The organism is Methylobacterium sp. BE186 (assembly GCF_031457035.1).
Taxonomy (GTDB): Bacteria; Pseudomonadota; Alphaproteobacteria; order Rhizobiales; family Beijerinckiaceae; genus Methylobacterium; species Methylobacterium segetis.
The window spans coordinates 1-20087 of the sequence record NZ_JAVDVV010000003.1; the positions used below are offsets into that span (position 1 = coordinate 1).

Annotated in this window: 17 protein-coding genes; 13 read left to right on the forward strand and 4 right to left on the reverse strand. The window is 68.0% G+C overall.

Going from position 1 to position 20087, the window contains the following annotated elements; all coding sequences use genetic code 11:
• The first annotated feature begins 384 nt into the window (after positions 1–384).
• From J2X36_RS04145 to J2X36_RS04180, 8 genes are all read left to right on the forward strand, one after another.
• Positions 385–1434 carry a methyltransferase gene (locus tag J2X36_RS04145; RefSeq protein WP_310346577.1) on the forward strand — a complete coding sequence of 350 codons (1050 nt, stop codon included), beginning with the start codon at positions 385–387 and terminating at the stop codon, positions 1432–1434.
• Complete coding sequence (locus J2X36_RS04150; protein WP_310346579.1) at positions 1431–2093, forward strand: uridine kinase; 663 nt, start codon at positions 1431–1433, stop codon at positions 2091–2093. Before J2X36_RS04145 ends, J2X36_RS04150 begins: the two co-directional genes overlap by 4 nt.
• Positions 2090–4498, forward strand: a complete 2409-nt coding sequence (locus tag J2X36_RS04155; protein WP_310346580.1) for a tryptophan 7-halogenase — start codon at positions 2090–2092, stop codon at positions 4496–4498. Before J2X36_RS04150 ends, J2X36_RS04155 begins: the two co-directional genes overlap by 4 nt.
• Positions 4495–5367: a hypothetical protein gene (locus J2X36_RS04160; RefSeq protein WP_310346581.1), complete on the forward strand. Its 873-nt coding sequence runs from the start codon at positions 4495–4497 to the stop codon at positions 5365–5367. The genes J2X36_RS04155 and J2X36_RS04160 overlap by 4 nt, the downstream gene beginning before the upstream one ends.
• A 13-nt stretch (positions 5368–5380) precedes the next feature.
• Positions 5381–6292, forward strand: coding sequence for a radical SAM protein (locus tag J2X36_RS04165; RefSeq protein ID WP_310346583.1), 912 nt, complete (start codon positions 5381–5383; stop codon positions 6290–6292).
• Positions 6293–6620: 328 nt separating this feature from the next.
• Positions 6621–7676, forward strand: coding sequence for a hypothetical protein (locus J2X36_RS04170; RefSeq protein ID WP_310346586.1), 1056 nt, complete (start codon positions 6621–6623; stop codon positions 7674–7676).
• A gap of 116 nt (positions 7677–7792) precedes the next feature.
• Positions 7793–9955 (forward strand): methylmalonyl-CoA mutase, encoded by a 2163-nt coding sequence (gene scpA, locus J2X36_RS04175; protein ID WP_310346588.1) that lies wholly within the window; start codon positions 7793–7795, stop codon positions 9953–9955.
• 91 nt (positions 9956–10046) lie between these two features.
• Positions 10047–10649, forward strand: a complete 603-nt coding sequence (locus J2X36_RS04180) for a PRC-barrel domain-containing protein (RefSeq protein ID WP_310346591.1) — start codon at positions 10047–10049, stop codon at positions 10647–10649.
• A gap of 59 nt (positions 10650–10708) precedes the next feature.
• Here the strand turns inward: J2X36_RS04180 and J2X36_RS04185 are convergent, their stop codons facing one another.
• Both J2X36_RS04185 and J2X36_RS04190 read right to left on the reverse strand, forming a co-directional pair.
• Entirely contained in the window at positions 10709–12166 is a 1458-nt protein-coding gene (locus tag J2X36_RS04185) for a helix-turn-helix transcriptional regulator (protein WP_310346592.1), read from the reverse strand.
• A gap of 471 nt (positions 12167–12637) precedes the next feature.
• On the reverse strand, positions 12638–12790 hold the full coding sequence (locus J2X36_RS04190; protein WP_310346594.1) for a hypothetical protein: 153 nt from the start codon (positions 12788–12790) through the stop codon (positions 12638–12640).
• Positions 12791–13042: 252 nt separating this feature from the next.
• Between J2X36_RS04190 and J2X36_RS04195 the strand changes: the two genes are divergently transcribed.
• Positions 13043–13450, forward strand: coding sequence for a hypothetical protein (locus J2X36_RS04195; RefSeq protein ID WP_310346597.1), 408 nt, complete (start codon positions 13043–13045; stop codon positions 13448–13450).
• 9 nt (positions 13451–13459) lie between these two features.
• Here the strand turns inward: J2X36_RS04195 and J2X36_RS04200 are convergent, their stop codons facing one another.
• On the reverse strand, positions 13460–13594 hold the full coding sequence (locus tag J2X36_RS04200; protein WP_310346601.1) for a hypothetical protein: 135 nt from the start codon (positions 13592–13594) through the stop codon (positions 13460–13462).
• A gap of 438 nt (positions 13595–14032) precedes the next feature.
• Positions 14033–14257 (reverse strand): hypothetical protein, encoded by a 225-nt coding sequence (locus J2X36_RS04205; RefSeq protein WP_310346603.1) that lies wholly within the window; start codon positions 14255–14257, stop codon positions 14033–14035.
• A 412-nt stretch (positions 14258–14669) separates the two neighbouring features.
• On the opposite strand from J2X36_RS04205, the gene J2X36_RS04210 reads away from it, so the two are divergent.
• The 4 genes from J2X36_RS04210 (at position 14670) to J2X36_RS04225 (ending at position 20086) form a co-directional block, all read left to right on the forward strand.
• The gene (locus tag J2X36_RS04210; protein ID WP_310346606.1) at positions 14670–15794 is read left to right on the forward strand and encodes a carboxylate-amine ligase; all 1125 of its coding nucleotides are present in this window, start codon (positions 14670–14672) and stop codon (positions 15792–15794) included.
• Between the two features lie 171 nt (positions 15795–15965).
• Complete coding sequence (locus J2X36_RS04215; protein ID WP_132255681.1) at positions 15966–16358, forward strand: hypothetical protein; 393 nt, start codon at positions 15966–15968, stop codon at positions 16356–16358.
• Positions 16359–16549: 191 nt separating this feature from the next.
• Entirely contained in the window at positions 16550–16765 is a 216-nt protein-coding gene (locus tag J2X36_RS04220; RefSeq protein ID WP_132255682.1) for a hypothetical protein, read from the forward strand.
• A gap of 627 nt (positions 16766–17392) precedes the next feature.
• Positions 17393–20086 (forward strand): ATP-binding protein, encoded by a 2694-nt coding sequence (locus J2X36_RS04225; protein ID WP_310346611.1) that lies wholly within the window; start codon positions 17393–17395, stop codon positions 20084–20086.
• The last annotated feature ends 1 nt before the right edge of the window (position 20087 follow it).

The window sequence follows — 20087 nt, forward strand, 5'->3', positions numbered from 1 at the left end:
TTGGCGAAGTGGGTCGCCATGGCCTCCTCGCGCCACGCGATCGCGCGGACCGCCTCGGGTCCGGTCTGCCTGGTGTCGCTCACGGGCGTCCCTCTTCTGGCGCGAGCGCGGCGCGGGGCCGCGGTAGTCAGGTGTTGGTGGAGTAAAACCGCGGCTTTGTATGCGGTCTGGCCGTGTTGCATATCGGTTTGGCGAGGCTTGGCAAGTGTCGCGCGGCCACAGGAACAGTGCTATCCCGGCGCGGGATGGAAGCGAATCAGGATTGGAATGTGGCGCGGTCGGGCGGCGGGGGGATTTGGTGTTGATCAAGCGTCTCACGCCCGCCCCTGCCGGCCCCGGCTCTCGCCCGGGTCCCGGCCCGGCCAGCAGCCGAGATCCCGGCCGATGCCCGCGCTGAGCCGGCCCGCGCCGGGCCCGAGCCCTGCCTTCCCCCGCATCGACACCTTCCTCAAACACCACATCGCCGCCCGAGCCCTGGCCTTCGCTCTCGAGCGCGGTCTCGTCGATCGGCTCGCCACGCGCCCGATGCCGGCTGGCGAGCTCGCCGCGGCGCTGCGCCTGCCGCCGGAGAGGCTCGACGTCCTCGTTGGTCTTCTCGTCGCGAGCGGCGTCCTCTCCGACGGTCCCGCGGGTTCGATCAATCTCTCGCCGGCGTTCCGAGCCGTTCTGCCGGCCCGCGACCTGATCGAGGCAAAGCTTGCCTTCGCGACGGCGGCCGCGGACGATCTGAACACCCTCTTCCCGGAATTCATCGCCGACCTGCCGGCCTTCATGGAGCGCTCGCGGACCTTCGAGCTGTTCCGGTACGACCGCTGCTTCGAGGTGACGGAGGACAATCTCGTCGCAACCCGGCGCTGGGTTTCCTACACGACCTGCCTGACCCGTTACGAGGCTGGGCCCTGCCTGGATCACCTCGATCTGGCGCGGCACCGTCGCATGCTCGATCTCGGCGGCAACAGCGGCGAATTTGCCGCCCAAGCCTGCGCCCGCGCCCCAGACCTCCGCGCGACCGTGGCCGATCTGCCCGTAGTCTGCGTGCTCGGCCGGGAGAACCTCGCGGGCCGACCCGAGGGGGAGCGCGTCGCCTTCCATCCCTGTGACATGCGCCGCGACCCGCTGCCGGAGGGGCAGGATCTCGTGACGTTCAAGTCGGTGCTGCATGACTGGCCCGAGATCGAAGCGCGCGCGTTGCTCGCTCGCGCTCACGCGGCCCTCGTACCGGGAGGCCGCCTCGTCATCTTCGAGCGCGCGCCGATGTCTCTCCGGAGCACAGAGTCCGATTTCGCGGCCTCGGCCAACCTCGTCTTTGAGCCATTCTTCCGTCCGGCCGACTTCTATCGATCGGCCCTGTGGGGCGTCGGCTTCGGGCGCATCGCCGTCGCCAGCGTCGAACTCGAGACGGCCTTCCACCTCATCGAGGCGACCAAGCCTTGACCTTGGCTGCAAACGGGCCGGCATTCGTCATCGCCATTTCCGGGGCGCCCGGCAGCGGCAAGACCACGCTCGCCGAAGCGCTTGCACGCGATCTCGGCGGCGCGCCGATCCTCGATTACGATTCCTACGAGCAGATCACGATCTGGCCACCGGAGCGGGTGGCGGCCTGGCTGGGGCGCGGCGCGCCCATCGCGGAGGTGCCGCTGCCGGGGCTCGCAGCCGACCTGGCAGCGCTCAAGCAGGGCCGGGCCGTGGCCGACCGTGCACGCGGCGGGACGATGCGCGTCTCCCGCGCGGGTCCCCGTGCCATCGTGTTCGACACTCTGCTCGGTCGCGCGCATCAGGACAGCGGCCTCCTGATCGACTATCTGATCTGGCTCGACGTGCCCCTTGACGTGGCCCTGTCGCGCAAGCTGCGCAGCTTCACCGCGGAGGCACGGGGCGACCTGCGTGCAGGTGCGTCCCTCCTCTCCCACATCGACACCTATCTCGGCCATTACGAGGACCTCTTGCGCCCGACCTACGCGATCCAGCGGCAGCGCGTGCGCCCGGGTGCCGACCTCGTCCTGCCGGCAGCGCCTCTCGCCGCCCACCGCGATAAGGCGCTCTCCGCCCTGATGCGCGCCGTGCCCGATGCAACGAGCGAGACTTCGGAATGATGCGACCGCAGCCCGAGACCCCAGCGCCCCGCGTCGTCGTGGTGGGGGGTGGCCTCGCGGGCTGGATCGCCGCGGCCTATCTCCGCCGCGTCCTGCGCCGGCTCGGCGGGCCGGTGACGCTTGTGGCTTCCTCTAGCGTGTCGGCCACGGGCGTCCTCGCCACCCGGCCCGGCCTCACCCGTTTCCTGCGCGGCTTCTCCATCGACGAGACCGTGTTCATGCGTCGCTGCGGAGCGACGTTTCGCCTTGCGAGCCGGTTCGAGGACTGGTTCGAGGTGGGCCGGGGGCATTGGCACCCCTTCGGCGAGTGCGGACCGCGGGTGGATGGGCTCGACCTGTTCCATTTCTGGCTGAAACAGGGCTTGGAGGCCGAGGATGCGGGCGCCTACGCGGACTACGCGCCGCAGGCCCGAATGGCGGCTGCCGGGCGCGGGCCGATGAGCGAGGCCGGCAGCTCGACGGCGATGGAGGCCGGAAGCTACGGCTACCACCTCGATCGCGCGGGTCTCGTCCGCTTCTTCCGGGAGGTCGCTCTCTCCGAGGGCGTACGGGTGGTGACGGGACGCGTCCAGTCGGCCGAGCTCGGCCTCCTCGGGGATGTCGCGAGCCTCTCGATCGAGGGTGGAGGCACGGTCTCCGGCGACCTCTTCATCGACGCCACCGGCGCCGCGGCCTTCCTGATCGGCGAGACCCTCGGAGAGCCCTGGATCGATGGCCTCGCGGGAGCCTGTGATCGGGTCGCGAGCCTCGCGCTGCCGCCCGATCCCGAACGGCCGCCCTTCACGACCTATGCCGGATCGGCCGAGGGCTGGATGGCGCGAGTGCCCGTCGCGGGTCGCACCGAGGCGTCGCTCGCCTACAGTGCCACCCTGAGCACGCCGGAGGCCGCCGAGGCGGCCCTGCGCGGATGGACCGGCGCGGATCCTGCGACCGCTATCGGTCACCGCCCCCTACGCATCGGGCGCCGCCGGACGCCATGGCTCGCCAACGTCGTCGCGATCGGCGCCGCGGCACGCGAGATCGGACCGCTCGCCGGTCTCGAAACTGACCTCATCGTCTCCGCGCTCGAGGCGTTCGTGGAGCACCTGCCACGTGGGGAGGGGACGCCGGTGCTGAGACGGGCCTACGGCGCGCGGATGGCGGCGCTCGCCGACGAGGCGGAGGGCGCACTCGCCCTGCACTGTGCGCTCGGCCGCCGTCCGGAGCCGGTCTGGGCGGCCCTGCGCGCCGGTTTCCTGCCTGACGCCCTGGCCGACCGCCTTGATCTCTACGAGATCGGCGGCCGGATCGCCGTGCCGGAGGCGCAGCTCTTCGACGAGACGGACCATTACCATCTCCTCGCCGGCGCCGATCTGCTGCCGCGACGCCCCTTCGCTCCGGTCGATCTCGCCGGCCCGCGCGGGCTCGGCACCTTCCTCGCCGGCATCCGCGCGCAGGCGGATCAGATCGCGGGCGCGATGACGCCGCACGCCGTCCTGATGGAGCGCCTGCACGGCCCCGCCGAGATAGCCCGCCCCCCCGCCCGGCTCGCACCGGTCACGCGCCCCGCCACCGGTCCGGCAAGCCTGCGCAGGACGCCTGAGGGCGCACGGCTCGCGGACCTCGTCGCCGCGTTGGGCCAGCCCTTCGGCTACGAGCGGTCGGTCAAGGCATCCGACGGCGTGCTGCAGACGGATCGTTTCCTGATCAGCGTCCACAAGGTCGGACTCGGGCCCGAGCCGGGCCCTGCGCTCTCCGTCCTCGCCGCCAAGCTCGGCCTGGGCGAGGCAGAGCGCGACGAGGCCGCGGCCCTCGTCGCGGATGCCGACATCGTCCATCTCGGCTACGAGGACGGACCCTCGGGTGCCCTCTACAAACTCTACATCGAGTGGTCCGCGCGCAGCGATACCGCCTGGGCGAGCGCCGAGAACGGGGCGGCGGACCCGATCCTCGTCCACCGTGCCTATAAGTGGAACTTGCAGCGGCCTGGTCCGGCTGTCGTCACCCTCTATCACTGGCCCTGGGTGCGAAGCGCCGACGAGATCGCCGGCCGATTGTCGCGGATCGGCTCGGGACAGGCCGGCTGGGGCGAGGCTGGCCCCCGTGTCGTCGGTATTGCGCAGGCATTGCTGCGCCTGGCCGAAACGCAAGGGCGCGGCACGCCGCACTACCTGGAGGCCCGCGAGGCACAGGGGCCGCGTCTCTCCTACGACCTGAACCTGTACGATTGCCACCTGACGGTCGGACAGGCCGAGTCGCTGCTCGCCACGGCCTTCGTCGATCTCGATGTGCCGCGCGCCGAAGCGGCCTCGGTGCTCGCTGACCGCCGCGAGGACGTACTCGGCCATGTCGCGGGCGGAGTCGGCCGGGACGGAAGGCCCTTCCTCACCGTCTATTCCCGCACATCCAGGGACAGGACAGAATGAGGCTCGACCCGGCCCGTATCGAGCTCGCCGAGCCGGGCGACCGCTACGCCGATTACTGCCTGTGGGATTACGAACCGCTCGGGCCGACCCGCGGGCGGCTCAAGCAGGCGACCGTCCTGTGGCATTCATTGGCCTGTGCGGGGGCGCATCCGCGCCTCTACGCGATCTGCGAGACCTTGCGCGCCGGTCTAGGGCCGGGGCGCAGCGTCTGGGGCGCCAAGCGGCGCGGTGACGTCACGACCTGGGAATTCTACTTCTACGATTATGAGCGGCTGGAGCGCACCGTCTCGGTGGAGCGCGTCCTCGAGATCCTTGCCCCCCTCGCTCCCTCTCGACTCCGGTATTCCGGCCGCCGGCCCTACTTCATGTTCTCCCTCGATCTCGACGAAGCGCTGGCGCGGGGCGAGCGCGAGATCGATCAGATCAACATCTATGTCGGCAATCCCGGAAGCACCGTCTCATCGGGCCTGTCCTACGCGGTCACGGAAACGGATCTGCGCTTCGACAACCTCTACTGCTTCTTCGATGCACGCACCGAGCGAGACGCGATCCGTGACAAGGTCGCCTGCTCCGCCCATCTCGACCAGCCCGGCCTCGATCTCGACGCGATCCTCTGGCCCGAGCTGATGACGTGCCGCACCTTGGTCGTGGCCAACAAGCGCCTCTGCGACGGCATCTATTTCTCGCGGGTCGACATCGACCTCCTGATCGTCGCCCTTGAGCGACTCCACTATCCGGAGGAGGAGGTTGCGTTCCTGCGGGAGGAGCGGCGGCGGCTCGCGCATCTGCTCTTCGACGTCGGTATCGACTACGCCGTGGTGAACGGAGCGCCGAGGGTGACCAAGAGCGCCTATTACGGATTGCTGTGAGGCACGGGGGCCGATGACGGGACGCTACGATCACGCCGCCTACGTCTCTCTGACGATGGAGTTCCGCTGCAATCTCAAGTGCGTCCACTGCATGATCGAGGGCACGATGGACCGGTTGGCACCGGAATCCGACGCCCATTTCGAGGCCGTGCTCTCCGAGAATCTGCGGACGCGGCGCTGGACCGGCCTGATCCTGACCGGGTCGGAGATCACCCTACGCAAGGATCTGCCCGAACTCGCCCGGCGGGCGCGCGCCAGCGGGTTCGAGCACGTGCGCATTCAGACTCACGGCATGCATCTCGGCCAGCCGAGCTTCTGCCGACGGCTCGTCGAGGCCGGCGTCGACGAGTTCTTCGTGTCGATCGCTGGCTCCGATGCCGCGACCCACGATGCCCTGACGCTCGTGCCCGGCTCCTTCGAGAAGGCGATGCGCGGTCTAGAGACGCTCGACGCGATGCACGGGGTCGAGACCCTGACGAACACCGTCGTCACGGCGCGCAGCTACCATCTCCTGCCCGGCATCGTGCAGCGGCTCGCGCACCTGAAGCGCCTGACGCAGATGGAATTCTGGGTCTATTTCCCGATGGCGGAGCGGGACGAGAAGGACCTCGTCGCCTCGCACGCCGTCGTCCTGCCCTACTTGCGGGAGGCCGTAGCAGAGGCACGAGCGCTCGGCCGTGCGGTCGAGGTGAAGAACTTTCCCGAGTGCCTGCTCGGGGATCTGGGAGACGCGCTCGCCAACGGGCAGCCCGAACTCCACATCGATCCGGATTTCTGGCGCGAATTCGAGCGCAACGGCTTCTACCAGTGTATTCATCGCGAGAGCTGCGCGTCGCGGGAATGCCTCGGGTTGAACAGCGCCTACATCGCCAAGTTCGGCACCGAGGCCGACCTGCTGCGGCCGTTGCGTGGGCGCCGCGTCTGACTTCTGCGCGCTGCGCGCCGCTACCGCGGCACCTTCCCTGCCTGTTCGCGCCGACCGCTTTCACTCTCACGCCGGCGATCACCGGTGTTCTCCGGCGATTCGCCGGAGACGAGCGGGGCAGCGAACTGAGGCTCGCGTTACTCCCGCCGGCCGATCTTGAACCTGTGCGACGCCTCGCGCGTCGCGCGGAGCAATTCGTTTTCCCTTTCCGTACGGCGCAGCTTGGGTTTAATCTTTCGATACGGCTCGACGTGCGAAGTTTCGTGGGCTGAAAATCAGATTCGCCGGCGGAACAGCCGGGAACGACCGATCTTTCTGGGGGCATGGCATGAAGTTTGGACCGCTCTCGTTGCGCCTCACCGGCGCGGCGCTCCTGTTCCTCGCGGCCGCGCCCGGCGAGGCCGCCAACCGGAAACTCTTCGAGAAGATCGGCAAATGGGAGGTCGAGCGCGATTTCGCGGTCGACGGCCCCCACGCCTGCCTCGCCGCCAAGCTCTACAAGGACAAGAGCGACGAGGACGCCGAGAACGCGATTGTGCTGAAGCGCGAGGAAGGGGCGATCGTCATCTCCCTCGGCTACGAGAACTGGGGCTGGGACAAGAAGGAGGAGGTCGAAGTCGCCTTCCTCCTCGACAAGCGCATGGTCCTCAAAGATTCGAAATGGACGGGTGACGATACGATCCTGGTGACGAGCTTTCCCGACAAGATTCTGCCCGACCTTGTCGGTGCCAAGAAAATCGTCCTGCGTTTCAGCGACGGAGACGCGGATTTCGACTTGGCCGGCTTGCCGGACGCCTACGATGCCTTGAAGCGCTGCGATGCGGCAGCGTCCGTCGCCGCGGATCTCGGGCGCGCGGTCGCTCCGGCGCCCGCTCCGCAAATCGCGGCTGCGCCCCCGGCCGCCGCTCCCGCTCCGCAGGTGGCAGCCGTGCCTCCGGCCGCCACGACGCAAGCCGCGGCACCGCTCCCGGTCGCGCCCGCAACGCCGAGTGCAGCCGCGGTTCCGGCCGCCCAGCCTGCTCCGGCCGCGGCCCCGGTCTCGCCGGCGCTGCCGAACAAGGAGCGCATCGCGGTCTATTTCTTCGGGAGCATGGTGCAGGAGGCGCTGAAGACCTGCGACATTCGCTCGACCGGCAAGCAGCGCATGGACCTCGACGCCAAGCTTGCTTCGATGAAGGCCGAAATGGCCCCGGTCGAAGCTGAAATCCGGCAGAGCGTCAAGGAGGCCCTCGCCGCGAAGCCGTGCCCGGGCGGTGCGGACCTCGCGAAGGTCGAGCGCACGCTTCAGAACTTCATCGACAAGTCTCCCGAGGCTTTCGCAGCGCAGATGGAGACCGAAGCTGCGGCCGCGTCGAAGGAGGCGGCGGCTGGCGCAAACCCTTGAACCGCCGATGCTGATCGGGAGGCGGGAGGGGATCTCAGGTCGACCAGAGTAGGAGTAGCCCTGCCTCCCGCCTTGCCTATAATGCGCCGCAATTCGAGCCCCGCACGAGCGAGCGCATGACGTCCCGCATTCCCGACTTCACGACGATTCCCTTCGAAGCGAGCTCCGCGGCTCCGCTGCCTCCGGCGAGCGAGCCGTGGATGACGCCCGAAGGGATTCCGGTGAAGGGCCGTTACGGGCCCGAGGATCGCGCCGGCATCGAGTTCTTGAACACCTATCCGGGCGTCGCACCCTATCTGCGGGGCCCCTATCCGACGATGTACGTCACCCAGCCTTGGACGATCCGGCAATATGCCGGCTTCTCCACGGCCGAGGATTCGAACGCCTTCTACCGGCGCAATCTCGCAGCCGGGCAGAAGGGACTCTCGGTGGCCTTCGATCTCGCCACCCATCGCGGTTACGATTCGGACCATCCGCGGGTCTCGGGCGATGTCGGCATGGCGGGCGTCGCGATCGACTCGATCTACGACATGCGCACCCTCTTCTCCGGCATCCCGCTCGACGAGATGACCGTGTCGATGACGATGAACGGCGCCGTGCTGCCGATCCTCGCGCTCTACATCGTCGCCGCGGAAGAGCAGGGCGTGCCGCCGCAGAAGCTCGCCGGAACGATCCAGAACGACATCCTGAAGGAGTTCATGGTCCGCAACACGTACATCTATCCCCCCAAAGGATCGATGCGGATCATCTCGGACATCTTCGCCTACACCTCGGCGAACATGCCGAAGTTCAATTCGATCTCGATCTCCGGCTACCACATGCAGGAGGCCGGGGCGACGAACGATCTCGAACTAGCCTACACGCTCGCCGACGGCGTCGAGTACATCAAGGCCGGCCTCGCGGCGGGGCTGACGATCGATCAGTTCGCGCCGCGCCTGTCCTTCTTCTGGGCAATCTCGACGAACTTCTTCATGGAAGTCGCGAAGATGCGGGCTGCGCGCCTGATCTGGGCGAAGCTCGTGAAGGAGTTCAAGCCGAAATCCGACAAGTCCCTGCCCCTCCGCACACATTCGCAGACGTCGGGTTGGTCGCTCACCGCGCAGGACGTGTTCAACAACGTCACCCGCACCTGCATCGAGGCGATGGCGGCCACTCAGGGGGGGACGCAATCCCTGCACACCAATGCCCTCGACGAGGCGCTGGCTCTTCCGACCGACTTCTCGGCCCGCATCGCCCGCAACACGCAGCTCTTCCTCCAGCAGGAGAGCGGCACCTGCCGCATCGTCGATCCCTGGGGCGGCTCCTACTACGTCGAGCGGCTCACCGCCGATATCGTGGCCCGCGCCTGGGAGCACATCCGCGAGGTGGACGAACTCGGCGGCATGGCGAAGGCCATCGAGGCCGGCATCCCCAAGCTTCGGATCGAGGAGGCAGCGGCCCGTGCACAGGCGCGCATCGACTCGGGGCGGCAGACCATCGTGGGCGTCAACAAGTACAAGCCGGACGACGAGCGCGCGATCGAGTTGCTGCGCGTCGACAATGGCAACGTGCGGACCCTCCAGATCGACAAGCTCAAGCGTCTGCGCTCCGAGCGCGACGAGGCCGACGTGCAGGCCCGCCTCGCGGCTCTCACGAAGGCGGCCGAGGGTACGGAGAACCTTCTCGCGCTCGCCGTCGACGCCGCGCGCGCCAAGGCCACGGTCGGCGAGATCTCCGAGGCGCTCGAGAAGGCCTGGGGCCGGCATCGGGCGGAGATCCGTTCGATCTCGGGTGTCTACAAGCGTGAGGTGGGTGGCATGTCGCCGGTGGTGGAGCAGGTCCGCAAGCTCGTCGAGGCTTTCGAGGAGAACGACGGACGGCGGCCGCGAATCCTCGTCGCGAAGATGGGCCAGGATGGGCACGACCGCGGGCAGAAGGTGATCGCGTCGGCGTTCGCCGATCTCGGCTTCGACGTCGATATCGGCCCGCTCTTCGCGACCCCCGCCGAGGCGGCGCGGCAGGCGGTGGAGAACGACGTCCACATCGTCGGTGTCTCCTCGCTGGCGGCGGGCCACCTGACGCTGGTGCCGGAATTGCGGTCCGCTCTCGCAGAGGCCGGGCGCGACGACGTGATGATCGTCATCGGAGGCGTCATCCCGCCCGCGGATTATGCCGCGCTCTACGAGGCCGGTGCGTCGGCGATCTTCCCACCCGGAACGGTGATTGCGGAGGCGGCCGTCAAGCTCATCGGCGAGTTGAATGAGCGCCTCGGCTACGTCGAGCGGCAGGCCGCCGAGTAATCGGCGGCAACGGAGGCACCCCGCCCGTCGATGAACCCTCCCGCCCTCCAGCCGTTGCTCCCGGCGAACGGAGATTCGGTTGGAGTACGAGATGGTTCGATTTGCCTGCGCGGCCGTGCTCATGGCCGCGGCATTCGCTCACGGCGCGTCCGCCGCAGCGGAGGAGGCGCCCGGCACACCGTTTCTCGGTGCCCGTCCGCCGGGTCTCTTCAGTGCAACGAAGCTGAAGGGGCTTCGCGTCATCGGGCAGGACCATGTCCGGGTCGGGTCGATCGACGACGTGCTGGTGGACGAGGAGGGCAAAGTCCGTGCGGTCGTGATCGACGTCGGCGGCTTCCTCGGCATCGGCGAGAAGCAGGTGGCGGTCCCCTTCGACCTTCTGGCCTGGAACGCGGGCGGCGGCGAGACGACGCGCGCGACCTCGGTCGCGACGCCCGCCAATGCACCCTCCGCCGAGGCGGCGCGATCGGCCGGACCCGACACGATGCCGGGTGCTGGAACCAGTGATCAGGCCCTGGCCGCCGTCGAGGAGCGACGGAGCGGGACGGTCGACGGCACGACGGGATCGACGAGCCGAACGGACACCTCCCGCGGGCGGGCCACGGTGCCGATCGGGGAGCCGACGGAGACCGAGATCCGACTGACCAAGGCACAACTTGAGGCTGCCCCGACCTTCGACGGCAACCGCCGCTGAACTTCAGGCGCTCTGTTCTTCGAGCGGTTTTGCCGGCCGACACGCATCCTCGGGCCGCGTCATGCTCCAGTCGGGGCCGAAGGAAAGCCGTGGTTGCGTCCCCAGACGATCACTTCCGACCGCTTGTGCAGGCCGAGCTTGCGGTAGAGGGCCGCCGTGTGGTTCCGGACCGTGTTCCGCGATAAGCCGAGGCGTTGGCTGATCGCATCGTCACCGAAGCCTGAGCAGATCAATTCGAGCATCTGACGCTCGCGAACCGTGAGGTTCAGGGTGGCATCCTCGCCACTCCGGCCAGGGTGGCGCAGACTGGCGAGCTTCTCGATCAGTCCGCGACTGAACCACGACGTGTCCGCCATCACGGCCTCGATCGACGCGAAGAGCTCGCGCTCGCTCCGCTTGCGATCCGTGATGTCCTGCAGGACGCAGAGCAGAAAGTCCTCATCTCCTATCGCAACGCGCTCGGCCGCGATGAGACTGTCGAGTTCGCCACCGTCCTGATGACGGAGGCAGGTCTCGAATCCGGCAACGATACCGGTGGTGGCCACCTGCGCCTCGAATTGCTGCCGAGCCGTCTCCCGGATCCACAGCCCGACCATCTGGGGTGAACGCCCAATGACAGCCTCCTCCCCGTAGCCGAAGACACGGGTGAAGGCCGTGTTGACGCCGCTGATCACGAAGTCCGAGGCCCGCATCAGCACGGTCGGCACGGGTGTGAGGCGGAATGCCCTCTCGAACCGCTCTTCGCTCTGGCGCAACGCCGTCTCGGCCTTCTTGCGCAGTTCGAGATCGGCGAAGGTGAAGAGCATGCAAGGCTCCTCGGCCATCTCGATCGGCTGCCCCGCAACGATCACGAAGCGCGTGCCGCCCTCCGGCAAGCGCAGGCATGCCTCCATCTGCGGTATGGTCCGGCCCGCGTTGAGGCGCTCGATCGCCAATTCCCGGTTGAGGGCGCAACCCAATACGTCGAGTTCATAGACACTGCGCCCGATCACGTCGCTCCGGCGGTAACCGGTCATCTCCAGGAAGCCGCTGTTCACCTTGACATGGCGCAGGTCGGACAATCGGCAGATGACGGCAGGCGCCGGATTGGCGTTGAACGTCCGCTCGAACCGCTCCTCCGCCTCGAATTGCGGCGTGACGTTCTGCAGGATCAGGGCGAGGCAGGTGGGCTCGCCTGCCGCGTCGCGCACGATCAGGCTGCGCAGGGAGTGGACGAAGGCGATCCCGGGCTCCGTTCGGGACACGACATCGACGATCACGTCTTGGAAATGCTCACCCGCTGCGGCGCGCCGCATGGGCGGGGATGAGATCGCCCCGTCCTCTCGATAGCCTGACCGAAACTGCGCCTCGTAGTTCGCGATCGTGGCGCCGAGAGCCGGAAGGCTGGAGACGCCGTGCATGGCGAGGGCTGCGTCGTTCGCCCACGTGATGCGCCCATCGCTCTCAAGCAGGATGATGCCCTCGGAGAGGCCGGCGACGATCTGCCGAAGTTCCGATCGATCGACGCCTTCCGTCAACTTTGGTGCCTTGACCCTGCCAGAACGGATCCGAAAACCCAGCTACAACAGGGCCAAAACAGACAAGTTCCCATTTGTCAGAGTGAGGCCTCGTTGAGGGGAGACCATTCGGCCTCGCCGGAATGATGCGGCGAATTACGCGAAATCCCCTCCGACCGCCTGTTCTCCACGCGACTTCGTCATCGAGCGCGTTATGCGAGAACAATTCTGAGTTGTGTGTCCGCGACGAGGCTGGGTGAGTCTCACTCGAAACGATCACGACGCCACCCCGTCGAAGCGCAATCTCAAGCAATCGTCGCCCGGCCAGACGTCTGATTTCTCGGACAGGGCGGAACCGGGCACCCGGACCACGATCCTCGATAGCGTCCGATCCTTCCTACCCCGCGCAGACCGCCTCAAGAGGCGAGCGCGGATTTGCGGCAGCCGCGATCCCACCAAGGTCGATCTGCGCCACGTCAGAGCCGCAGAGGCTCAGATGTAATGCCGGAAGACGACGCTCGACGTGGCCTCGGGTTTGACAGGGCTGGCTTGGCGAAGGCCGCCCTCACGGCAGGTCGCCGCGAAGGCGGGTATGACGAGAGCGGTGAGGGTGAGGAGCCAGCGGAAAGGACGGGCAGCGAGCATGCGAGCCTCCTCGACAAGGGGGCCGGCTGGTAGGCCCCGGATCATTCCTGGCGCAACCGGGCCGGAAAGGCCGTGCTTCAGCGCACACGGCCGCGCCCGGCGCCCCGTTTCGTGACGACCAAACCTCCGAGGGATGATCTAAGTTAGGAAATCCAGGCCGCGACTAATACTTTCGATCATCAAGACAAGCCGCCCTACTATAAGCTAAGACGATCGGGGACACAGACGGCGAAAGCCGCGTGAGGGGACTCGATGAGATCGCTGATCGGCATCGCGATTGTGCTCGCACTGCTCGGCACGATACCATCCCTGTCGCAGTCGCGCCGCGCCCTGATTTGCGTGGAGGAAGTGTCTGTCGGCCTCTCGCCCGCGGAAACCCCGGCCGTGCCGAAGCCCGAGCCGGTGGCGCCCCGTACCTTCTCGCTGATCCTCAACCGCGATATGCTGAATCTGATCTTCGCCGGCCGGACGGAGTTCTTCGAATGCCAGGAGGTCTACTACCGCGGTGAGGGACGCCGGCGAACGAACACGATCAAATGCCAGAACGCCACCAACTTCTTCACGCTCGACCTCGTGCGCCTGAAGTTCGCCAAGTCGCAGCTCAACCCCGAGGACCAGACCGAGATCAAGTTCAGCTATGGGTCCTGCAAGCCGCTGTGAGGCCAGCATTCATTCGAGCATCATCAGCGCAGCCCCGTAGGCGAGGATCACCACCATCACGAACGCGATGAGGAGGATGAAGCGGCCTCCGGTCTCTCGGTTATCGGAAGGGTTCGGATCGTTGCCCATGCGACCGCCGACCATGTACCCGTCGACGGATCATCCGTGAAGGCGGCAGATCTTGCCTGAACAAATGAACGCTCGCCATCCGCACAGAATATGGACGATCGCACCGCGTACGGGCCCGTACAGGGCCAAGCGTTACTGTGCTGAAGTGGGCGCTAGACCATGCCTCTCAGCATCCGATGCAGATGTCGTGGACGGCTCGATCGCGTTTGGGGCCGGTGTGCTGATTGGGTAGGCGGCCCGGAAACGGAGCCGGATCGGCGGGTCGCACAATCGCTGCCCTCCGGAAGCCCGACGCTTCGGGCATTCCGGGCTTTGCAACCAGCGCCATCCCCTGCCAGGGGGTGGTCAAAGCCATCCCGCCCGCAGGAGCGAAGCCAGGGCGCTCCGCCGCAGGCGCGGTCGTCGTCAGACAGGCCAGGGCAAGTCCGGGAACGAGGTAGGATCGAAGGGTCATCAGGCGCCTCCGTCGCCGTCCTCAACGCCGCCGTCCCGTCGAGGTTGCAAATCCGACACGGGCCGGCCGAGGAGGTCCGCACCATCGACGCCGAGCGCCCAGGCGAGACGGAGCAGTCCAGCAAGATCGAGGCCGCCCCCGTCGCCGGCCTCGATGGCACGCAGAAGGTCTTCGTCCAGCTCGGACAGGTAGGCGAGATCCTCGCATGTCAGACCGAGCCTCAACCGGCTCCGCCGGGCACTGACGCCCAACCGGCGGAGCAAGTGGGCTGCGTCTCGCGCGCGGCTGGGCATGCCGCAGAGATGGGGGCGCCCGCGCGATTCCGGCCAGAGGGTGCGTCGCCATCGCCCCGGCGCATCCGCACCGTCGCGGTGAGCCTCTCGAATTCGGCAGCCGGCGATCAAGTCGCTGGGGCTGCCATCAATCCCGATCCGCAGCGCGCCGCTCGGAAGGCCCTCTCGTGCTCTGGCGTGGAGGATGGGATGGCGCTCCTGACGAGCGGCATTCGCGGTCCGAACCTTGCTCAAGCGAATTTGACGCTCCGCATCCGCAGGGCGCCGCTCCTTCTGCGCGGGCGAACCGCCGACAGGATCCGTCCGTTACGATCGGCGAGCGTTGCGGTGGCGGGGTATGGGTATGGCGGACGGATACCAGTTCGGAATCGAGGAAGAGCTCTTCCTGGCGAGCGCGCGCTCACGCTCGGCACCGCGTCGGTCGGTCTCGGCCTTCCACGTGGAGGCGGAGCAGCAATTCGATTCGGTCGAGCGGGAACTGCTGAAGAACCAGGTCGAGATCTGCAGCGCTCCCTCGTCGAGCTTTCCGGAGACACGGGCCGCGCTCGTGCGGCTTCGCTCCGGCCTTGCCGGGGTCGGACGCCGGCACGGGCTTCTCGTCTTCGCCGCCGGCACCCACCCGACCGCTCTCTGGCCCCACCAGCAGCAGACCGAGAAGGCGCGCTACGAGGCGATGATGCACGATCTGCAGATCGTCGGGCGCCGTTCCATCGTGTGCGGCCTCCACGTCCATGTCGAGGTCCCGCGCCCCGAGCGGCGCGTCGACACGATGCAGCGCCTGATGCCCTTCCTGCCCGTGCTTCTTGCGCTCTCGACCTCCTCGCCGTTCTTCGAGACGCGCCGCACCGGACTCGCCGGCTACCGGCTGCGGGCCTATGCCGAGCTGCCCCGGACCGGACTGCCGGAACTCTTCCACGACGCGGCGGATTTCGATCGCTACGTCAAGGGCATGACGCAGGCGGGCGCTGTGAAGGACCCGACCTATTTCTGGTGGCAGATCCGTCCATCGGTGCGCTACCCGACCCTCGAACTGCGCGTTGCCGATAGCTGCACGCGCATTGCCGACACGATCACGATCGCGGCGCTGTATCGGTGTCTCGTCCGCCTCGTCGACCGGCAGCCCGACCTGCATGCCGGGATGACCGGCTCCTCCCGCGGCTTCGTGATGGAGAACCTCTGGCGGGTCGAACGGGACGGTGTCGCGGCGACCCTCATCGACGAGAGGAGCCTCCGCGCGATCCCGCTATCCCAGGCGCTCGACGAGATCCTTGATCTGACCGAGGAGGATGCCGCGATCCTCGGTTGCCGCGCCGAGTGCGAGCATGCGCGGCGGATCGCCCGCGAGGGGTCGAGCGCGGACCGGCAGGTGTCGATCTACGAGGCGGCTCTGAGCGAGGGCCGGCCCGAGCGGGACGCGCTGGCGGCCGTAATCGACTGGCTGGCAGACACGACGGCGGCCGACAGCTGAAGGCCGCTTGGCCGCAGGCCGCGAGGCTCGATGCCGGCGGGTGAGGCGCAAGACGCCACGCCCGAGCTCCAGTACGATATCTAACTCATTCTGAACGCGCCACTTTCTCGCCACGCACCAAGTCCTAGGCTTGGGGTGGGTGTTGGCGTGTGGGTAGCGTAGGAGAGCGGTATGGGCGACCGGAGTCAGGAAACCCTCGCCACCATTCTGGAGAATGCCTGGGCGCAGACACAGGCCGTTCGTGAGCGGAGTGGGATCGTCATCGAACTTCGGTTCACCACCCTTGGCCTCACCGTCGTCTCGAACGACTTCCTGTGCGGCCGCATGGTGAGCATCTCTTGGAGCGACTTGAGGCGGGCCGACGATCTCGCCGCCCGGCTGTCGGACGCGATCGAAGCGGTCGCCGACCAGCCGCGGCGAGATCTGCGCGCGCCGCACGGATCGACGCACCGAGAGCCCGCTCCCGCGGCGGCCCGAAGTCAGGAGGCCCATCGAAGGCGCCGGTCCGTCGGCCGGTCGCCTGCCAAAACAAGCCGCGCCGAGCGCAAGCGTTCGCAGGGCTGACATGTCCAGGCAGGCGAGCCGGGGCCGCGGGCGGAACCCGTGCGGCCCTTGCATGGCAGGGCCGGGACGCGCCGTTCCCGGCTCTCCGACACCGCAGTGCAACAGCAACCGGCATGCGGTTTGCTCGTTCCCATTTCAAGAAGAGAGAGCAGTTCGGAGGTAGCGCCCGGAACGCCAGAGGATCACGGCGCATGCTCTACGGCCTCTACTTCCTGACCTGCCTGTCCGCGAACCCGACCCATTGCGTGACCCGCGTGCATTATTTCAGCGAGGAGGTGACCACTCCGCAGCAGTGCCTCACCGTGGCGCAGCCGCAGATGGCGCAGTGGCAGCGGATGCACGAGCGCTGGCGCGTGGAGAAGTACCGCTGCGGCAAGCCGCCGAGGGATGATGGTGCGCGGATCTGATCAGTCCATCGGGATCCGGCTTCCCGCAAATCCGGCGCTCGACGGGCCTGCGCGATAGCATCGCATCCGCCGCCCGCTCGGGCCGCGGCGCCGTCATCCAATCCTGTCGTTCGCCGCGCGGGATGGACCGATCGTCCAATGCGCATCGTCGGCCTTTCCGGGCGCGAGAACCGATCTCGTCTCACCGAAGGCTTACATACGTCTCTCACTCCCGGATGCGGGCGAGCCGCGACGAGATCCGGCGCATCGCTGCGGCCCGCTCGATTGTTGCAGGCGTGTGACGCTCGCTCTTTAAGCGCATGGTCAGCACTTATCCTCACACGGTGGTCAGATTTGGGGTGTTAATCGGTGGGCCATCCACCCTCGGTCCGCAGGCGCCATCCGATCATGTCTAGCGCCCTCGACAATCTCCTGTTCACGTATCGTGAAGTCGTCGCCGTCGCCCTAAGCTCCAGCCTGTTTCTGGCTGCCGTGCTTCTCGGGACCTGGATCGTCACCTGAGCCGGCCGTCACGAACCGGCACGCACTCCCCACCGGCCTGACGCCGCCGTGATCGGCGGCCCTCGTAAGACGATACAAAGATGTGGCGGTGCATCCTGGCAGCGAGACCCGCGGGCCGAGCTGCCGATGACATCTTCGAACACGTACCGCTCCCTGGCGCGCCGACTGGGCCGCGCCGTGGTCAGCGCCGTCCTCATCGCCCTCGTCGTCGGCTCGGCTCTGACCGTTCTGAGCGAGGCCGGCCGCTATGCCGCCGACAAGCGCGATGCCCTGCGCGCGGTCGCGACGATCTTCGCCAGCGCGACCGCGAAGGCCGTCGCGGCAGGCGATGAGGTCGCGGCCGCCGCCGCTCTTCGGGGCATTGCCGAGCAGCGCAACGTCACCTACGCCGCCGTCGTGCGCGCGGACGGGTCGCTCGTCGCGGAGCAGGGCCTCGGACTGCGCCTCGCCGACGATCTGGATCTCGACCGGAAGGAGGGCGTCTCCGCCGTCGATCTTGCCCTGACCCGCTCCGTCCGTCTCAGCGTGCCCGTCATCGATGGCGGACGGGAGATCGGGTCTGTCACCGTCGTGGCCGAGACCGCCGACCTCGCCGAGCGCCTGCTGGCGGTTCTGCAGAATGCGGCTCTCGCCGCGGTGGCGGCCGTCGCGATCGGTCTCCTCGTCGCCTGGCGGCTGCAGAAGGCACTGACGACCCCTCTGCGCGCGCTCGCCGAGACCATGAACGCGGTGCGCGAGAACCACGATTACGCGCGCGTTGCGGCCGTCACCACCAACGACGAGGTCGGCGTCCTCGCCACCACCTTCAACGGCCTTCTCGGCGCCGTGCGCGAACGCGACCAAGCCCTTGCCGAGCACCGCGCGAGCCTGGAGCAGGAAATCCTCGACCGCACCGTCGACCTGCGCGACGCCAAGGACATGGCGGAGGCCGCGAATGCGGCGAAATCGACCTTCCTGGCCACAATGAGCCACGAGATCCGCACGCCGATGAACGGCATGCTCGTGATGGCAGAGCTTCTCGCCGGCGCCGATCTTCCCGCCCGCCAGCAGCGCTACGCCGAGGTCATCGCGCGCTCCGGTCAGAGCCTGCTGGCCATCATCAACGACATCCTCGATTTCGCGAAGGTCGAGTCGGGCAAGCTCGAACTGGAGCGCATCCCAGTCTCGACCTCCGATCTCGTCGACACGGTCGTCACCCTGTTCGGCGAGCGGGCCCGCGCGAAGGGCCTCGACATCGCGGCCGAGGTGGCCGCCGACGTGCCCGCGAGCTTCGTCGGCGATCCCGTCCGGCTCGGGCAGGTGCTCGGCAATTTCGTCAACAACGCGCTGAAGTTCACCGAGACCGGCCATGTGCTGATCCGCATCGCCGCGCTCGGGGCGGGCGGCATTGAGATCCGCGTGAGCGACACCGGCATCGGCATCCCGGCCGACAAGCTCCCGACGATCTTCTCGGCCTTCTCCCAGGCCGACCAATCCACGACGCGCCGCTTCGGCGGCACCGGTCTCGGCCTCTCGATCGCCCAGTCGCTCGTCGCCGCGATGGGCGGCGAGATCGGCGTCTCGAGCGAGGTGGGCGTTGGCTCGACCTTCTGGATCCGACTGCCGGTCGAGGCTCTGTCTCCCGCAAACCCGGCAGAGCGGGCGCCCTCCGTTCTGCCGCTCGTCGGCATCGCGGGTCTCGGCTCCGCGACAGAGGCTGCGTTGCGAGCCGGGCTCGACGCCGCGGGCTTCACTGCGGCCGCGTCTAGCGAGAAAGGAGCCGTCCACTGGGTCGTCGCCGCGGACGCGCTGCTGCGGCAGGGTCGGCGGCCGTCCGAGGGCGGCCGGGTTCTTGCCGTCGCGCCGATGGGGGATGCGAGCGGACCACAGGTGCAGAGACGCGGCCTCGCCGACGAGGTGCTCCGCTGGCCCCTGGTGCAGGCCGAGTGGCAGGCGGCGCTCGCCGCGCTCGCCGGGGGGCACCCCTTCGCGAGCGGCGAGGCGTCCGCGACCGCGTCAGACGGGCCTCCTCGGTTCGCGGGGCTCCGGGTGCTCGTGGCCGACGACAATGCCGTCAACCGAGAGGTCGCGTCGGAGGCTCTGCACCGCTGCGGCGTGACCGACATCCGCATGGCGGAGAACGGCCGCGAGGCGGTCGATCTCGCTCGGCAGGGCAGCATCGACCTCATCCTCATGGACGGGAGCATGCCGGTGCTCGACGGATTCGATGCATCGCGCGAGATCCGCGCCGCGGAGGCGGCGGGCAATGCGGATCGCGTGCCGATCTTCGCCCTCACGGCCCATGTCATCGGCACGGCCGCCGATGCCTGGCGGGACGCGGGCATGGACGGTGTCCTCGTGAAGCCCTTCACCCTGGCCGACCTCGCCCAGCTCCTGGCGTCGATCGCCGATCCCGCACCGAGGGTCTTCGAGCCTGCGGCGGCGGGAGCCGAGATGCAGCCCGTTGCCGAAGCGGAGACGCCGCTCCTGAACCTCGACACGCTGGCGAGCTTGTTCGAGATCGCCGAGCAGAGCGGGACCGACTTCATCGATCGCCTGTTGCGGCTGTTTCGCGAGCATGGGCCGACGGCGCTCGACGCGCTGCAGGCGGCCATCGATTCCGCGGACGCCGCCGCGGTGGGGAGCGCCGCCCACAGCCTCAAGTCGATGAGCGCGAATATCGGCGCGGCGGCACTCGGCCACGAACTTGCGCAGATCGAGCGCGGAGCGCGGATCGAGGCGGTGTGCCCAGAGGCCACGATCCTGCCCATCCTGCGCACGCTGTTCGAACGGACCAGCACGGAACTTGAGGGCGTCTTCGCGCAGAAGATCGCGGCCTGAG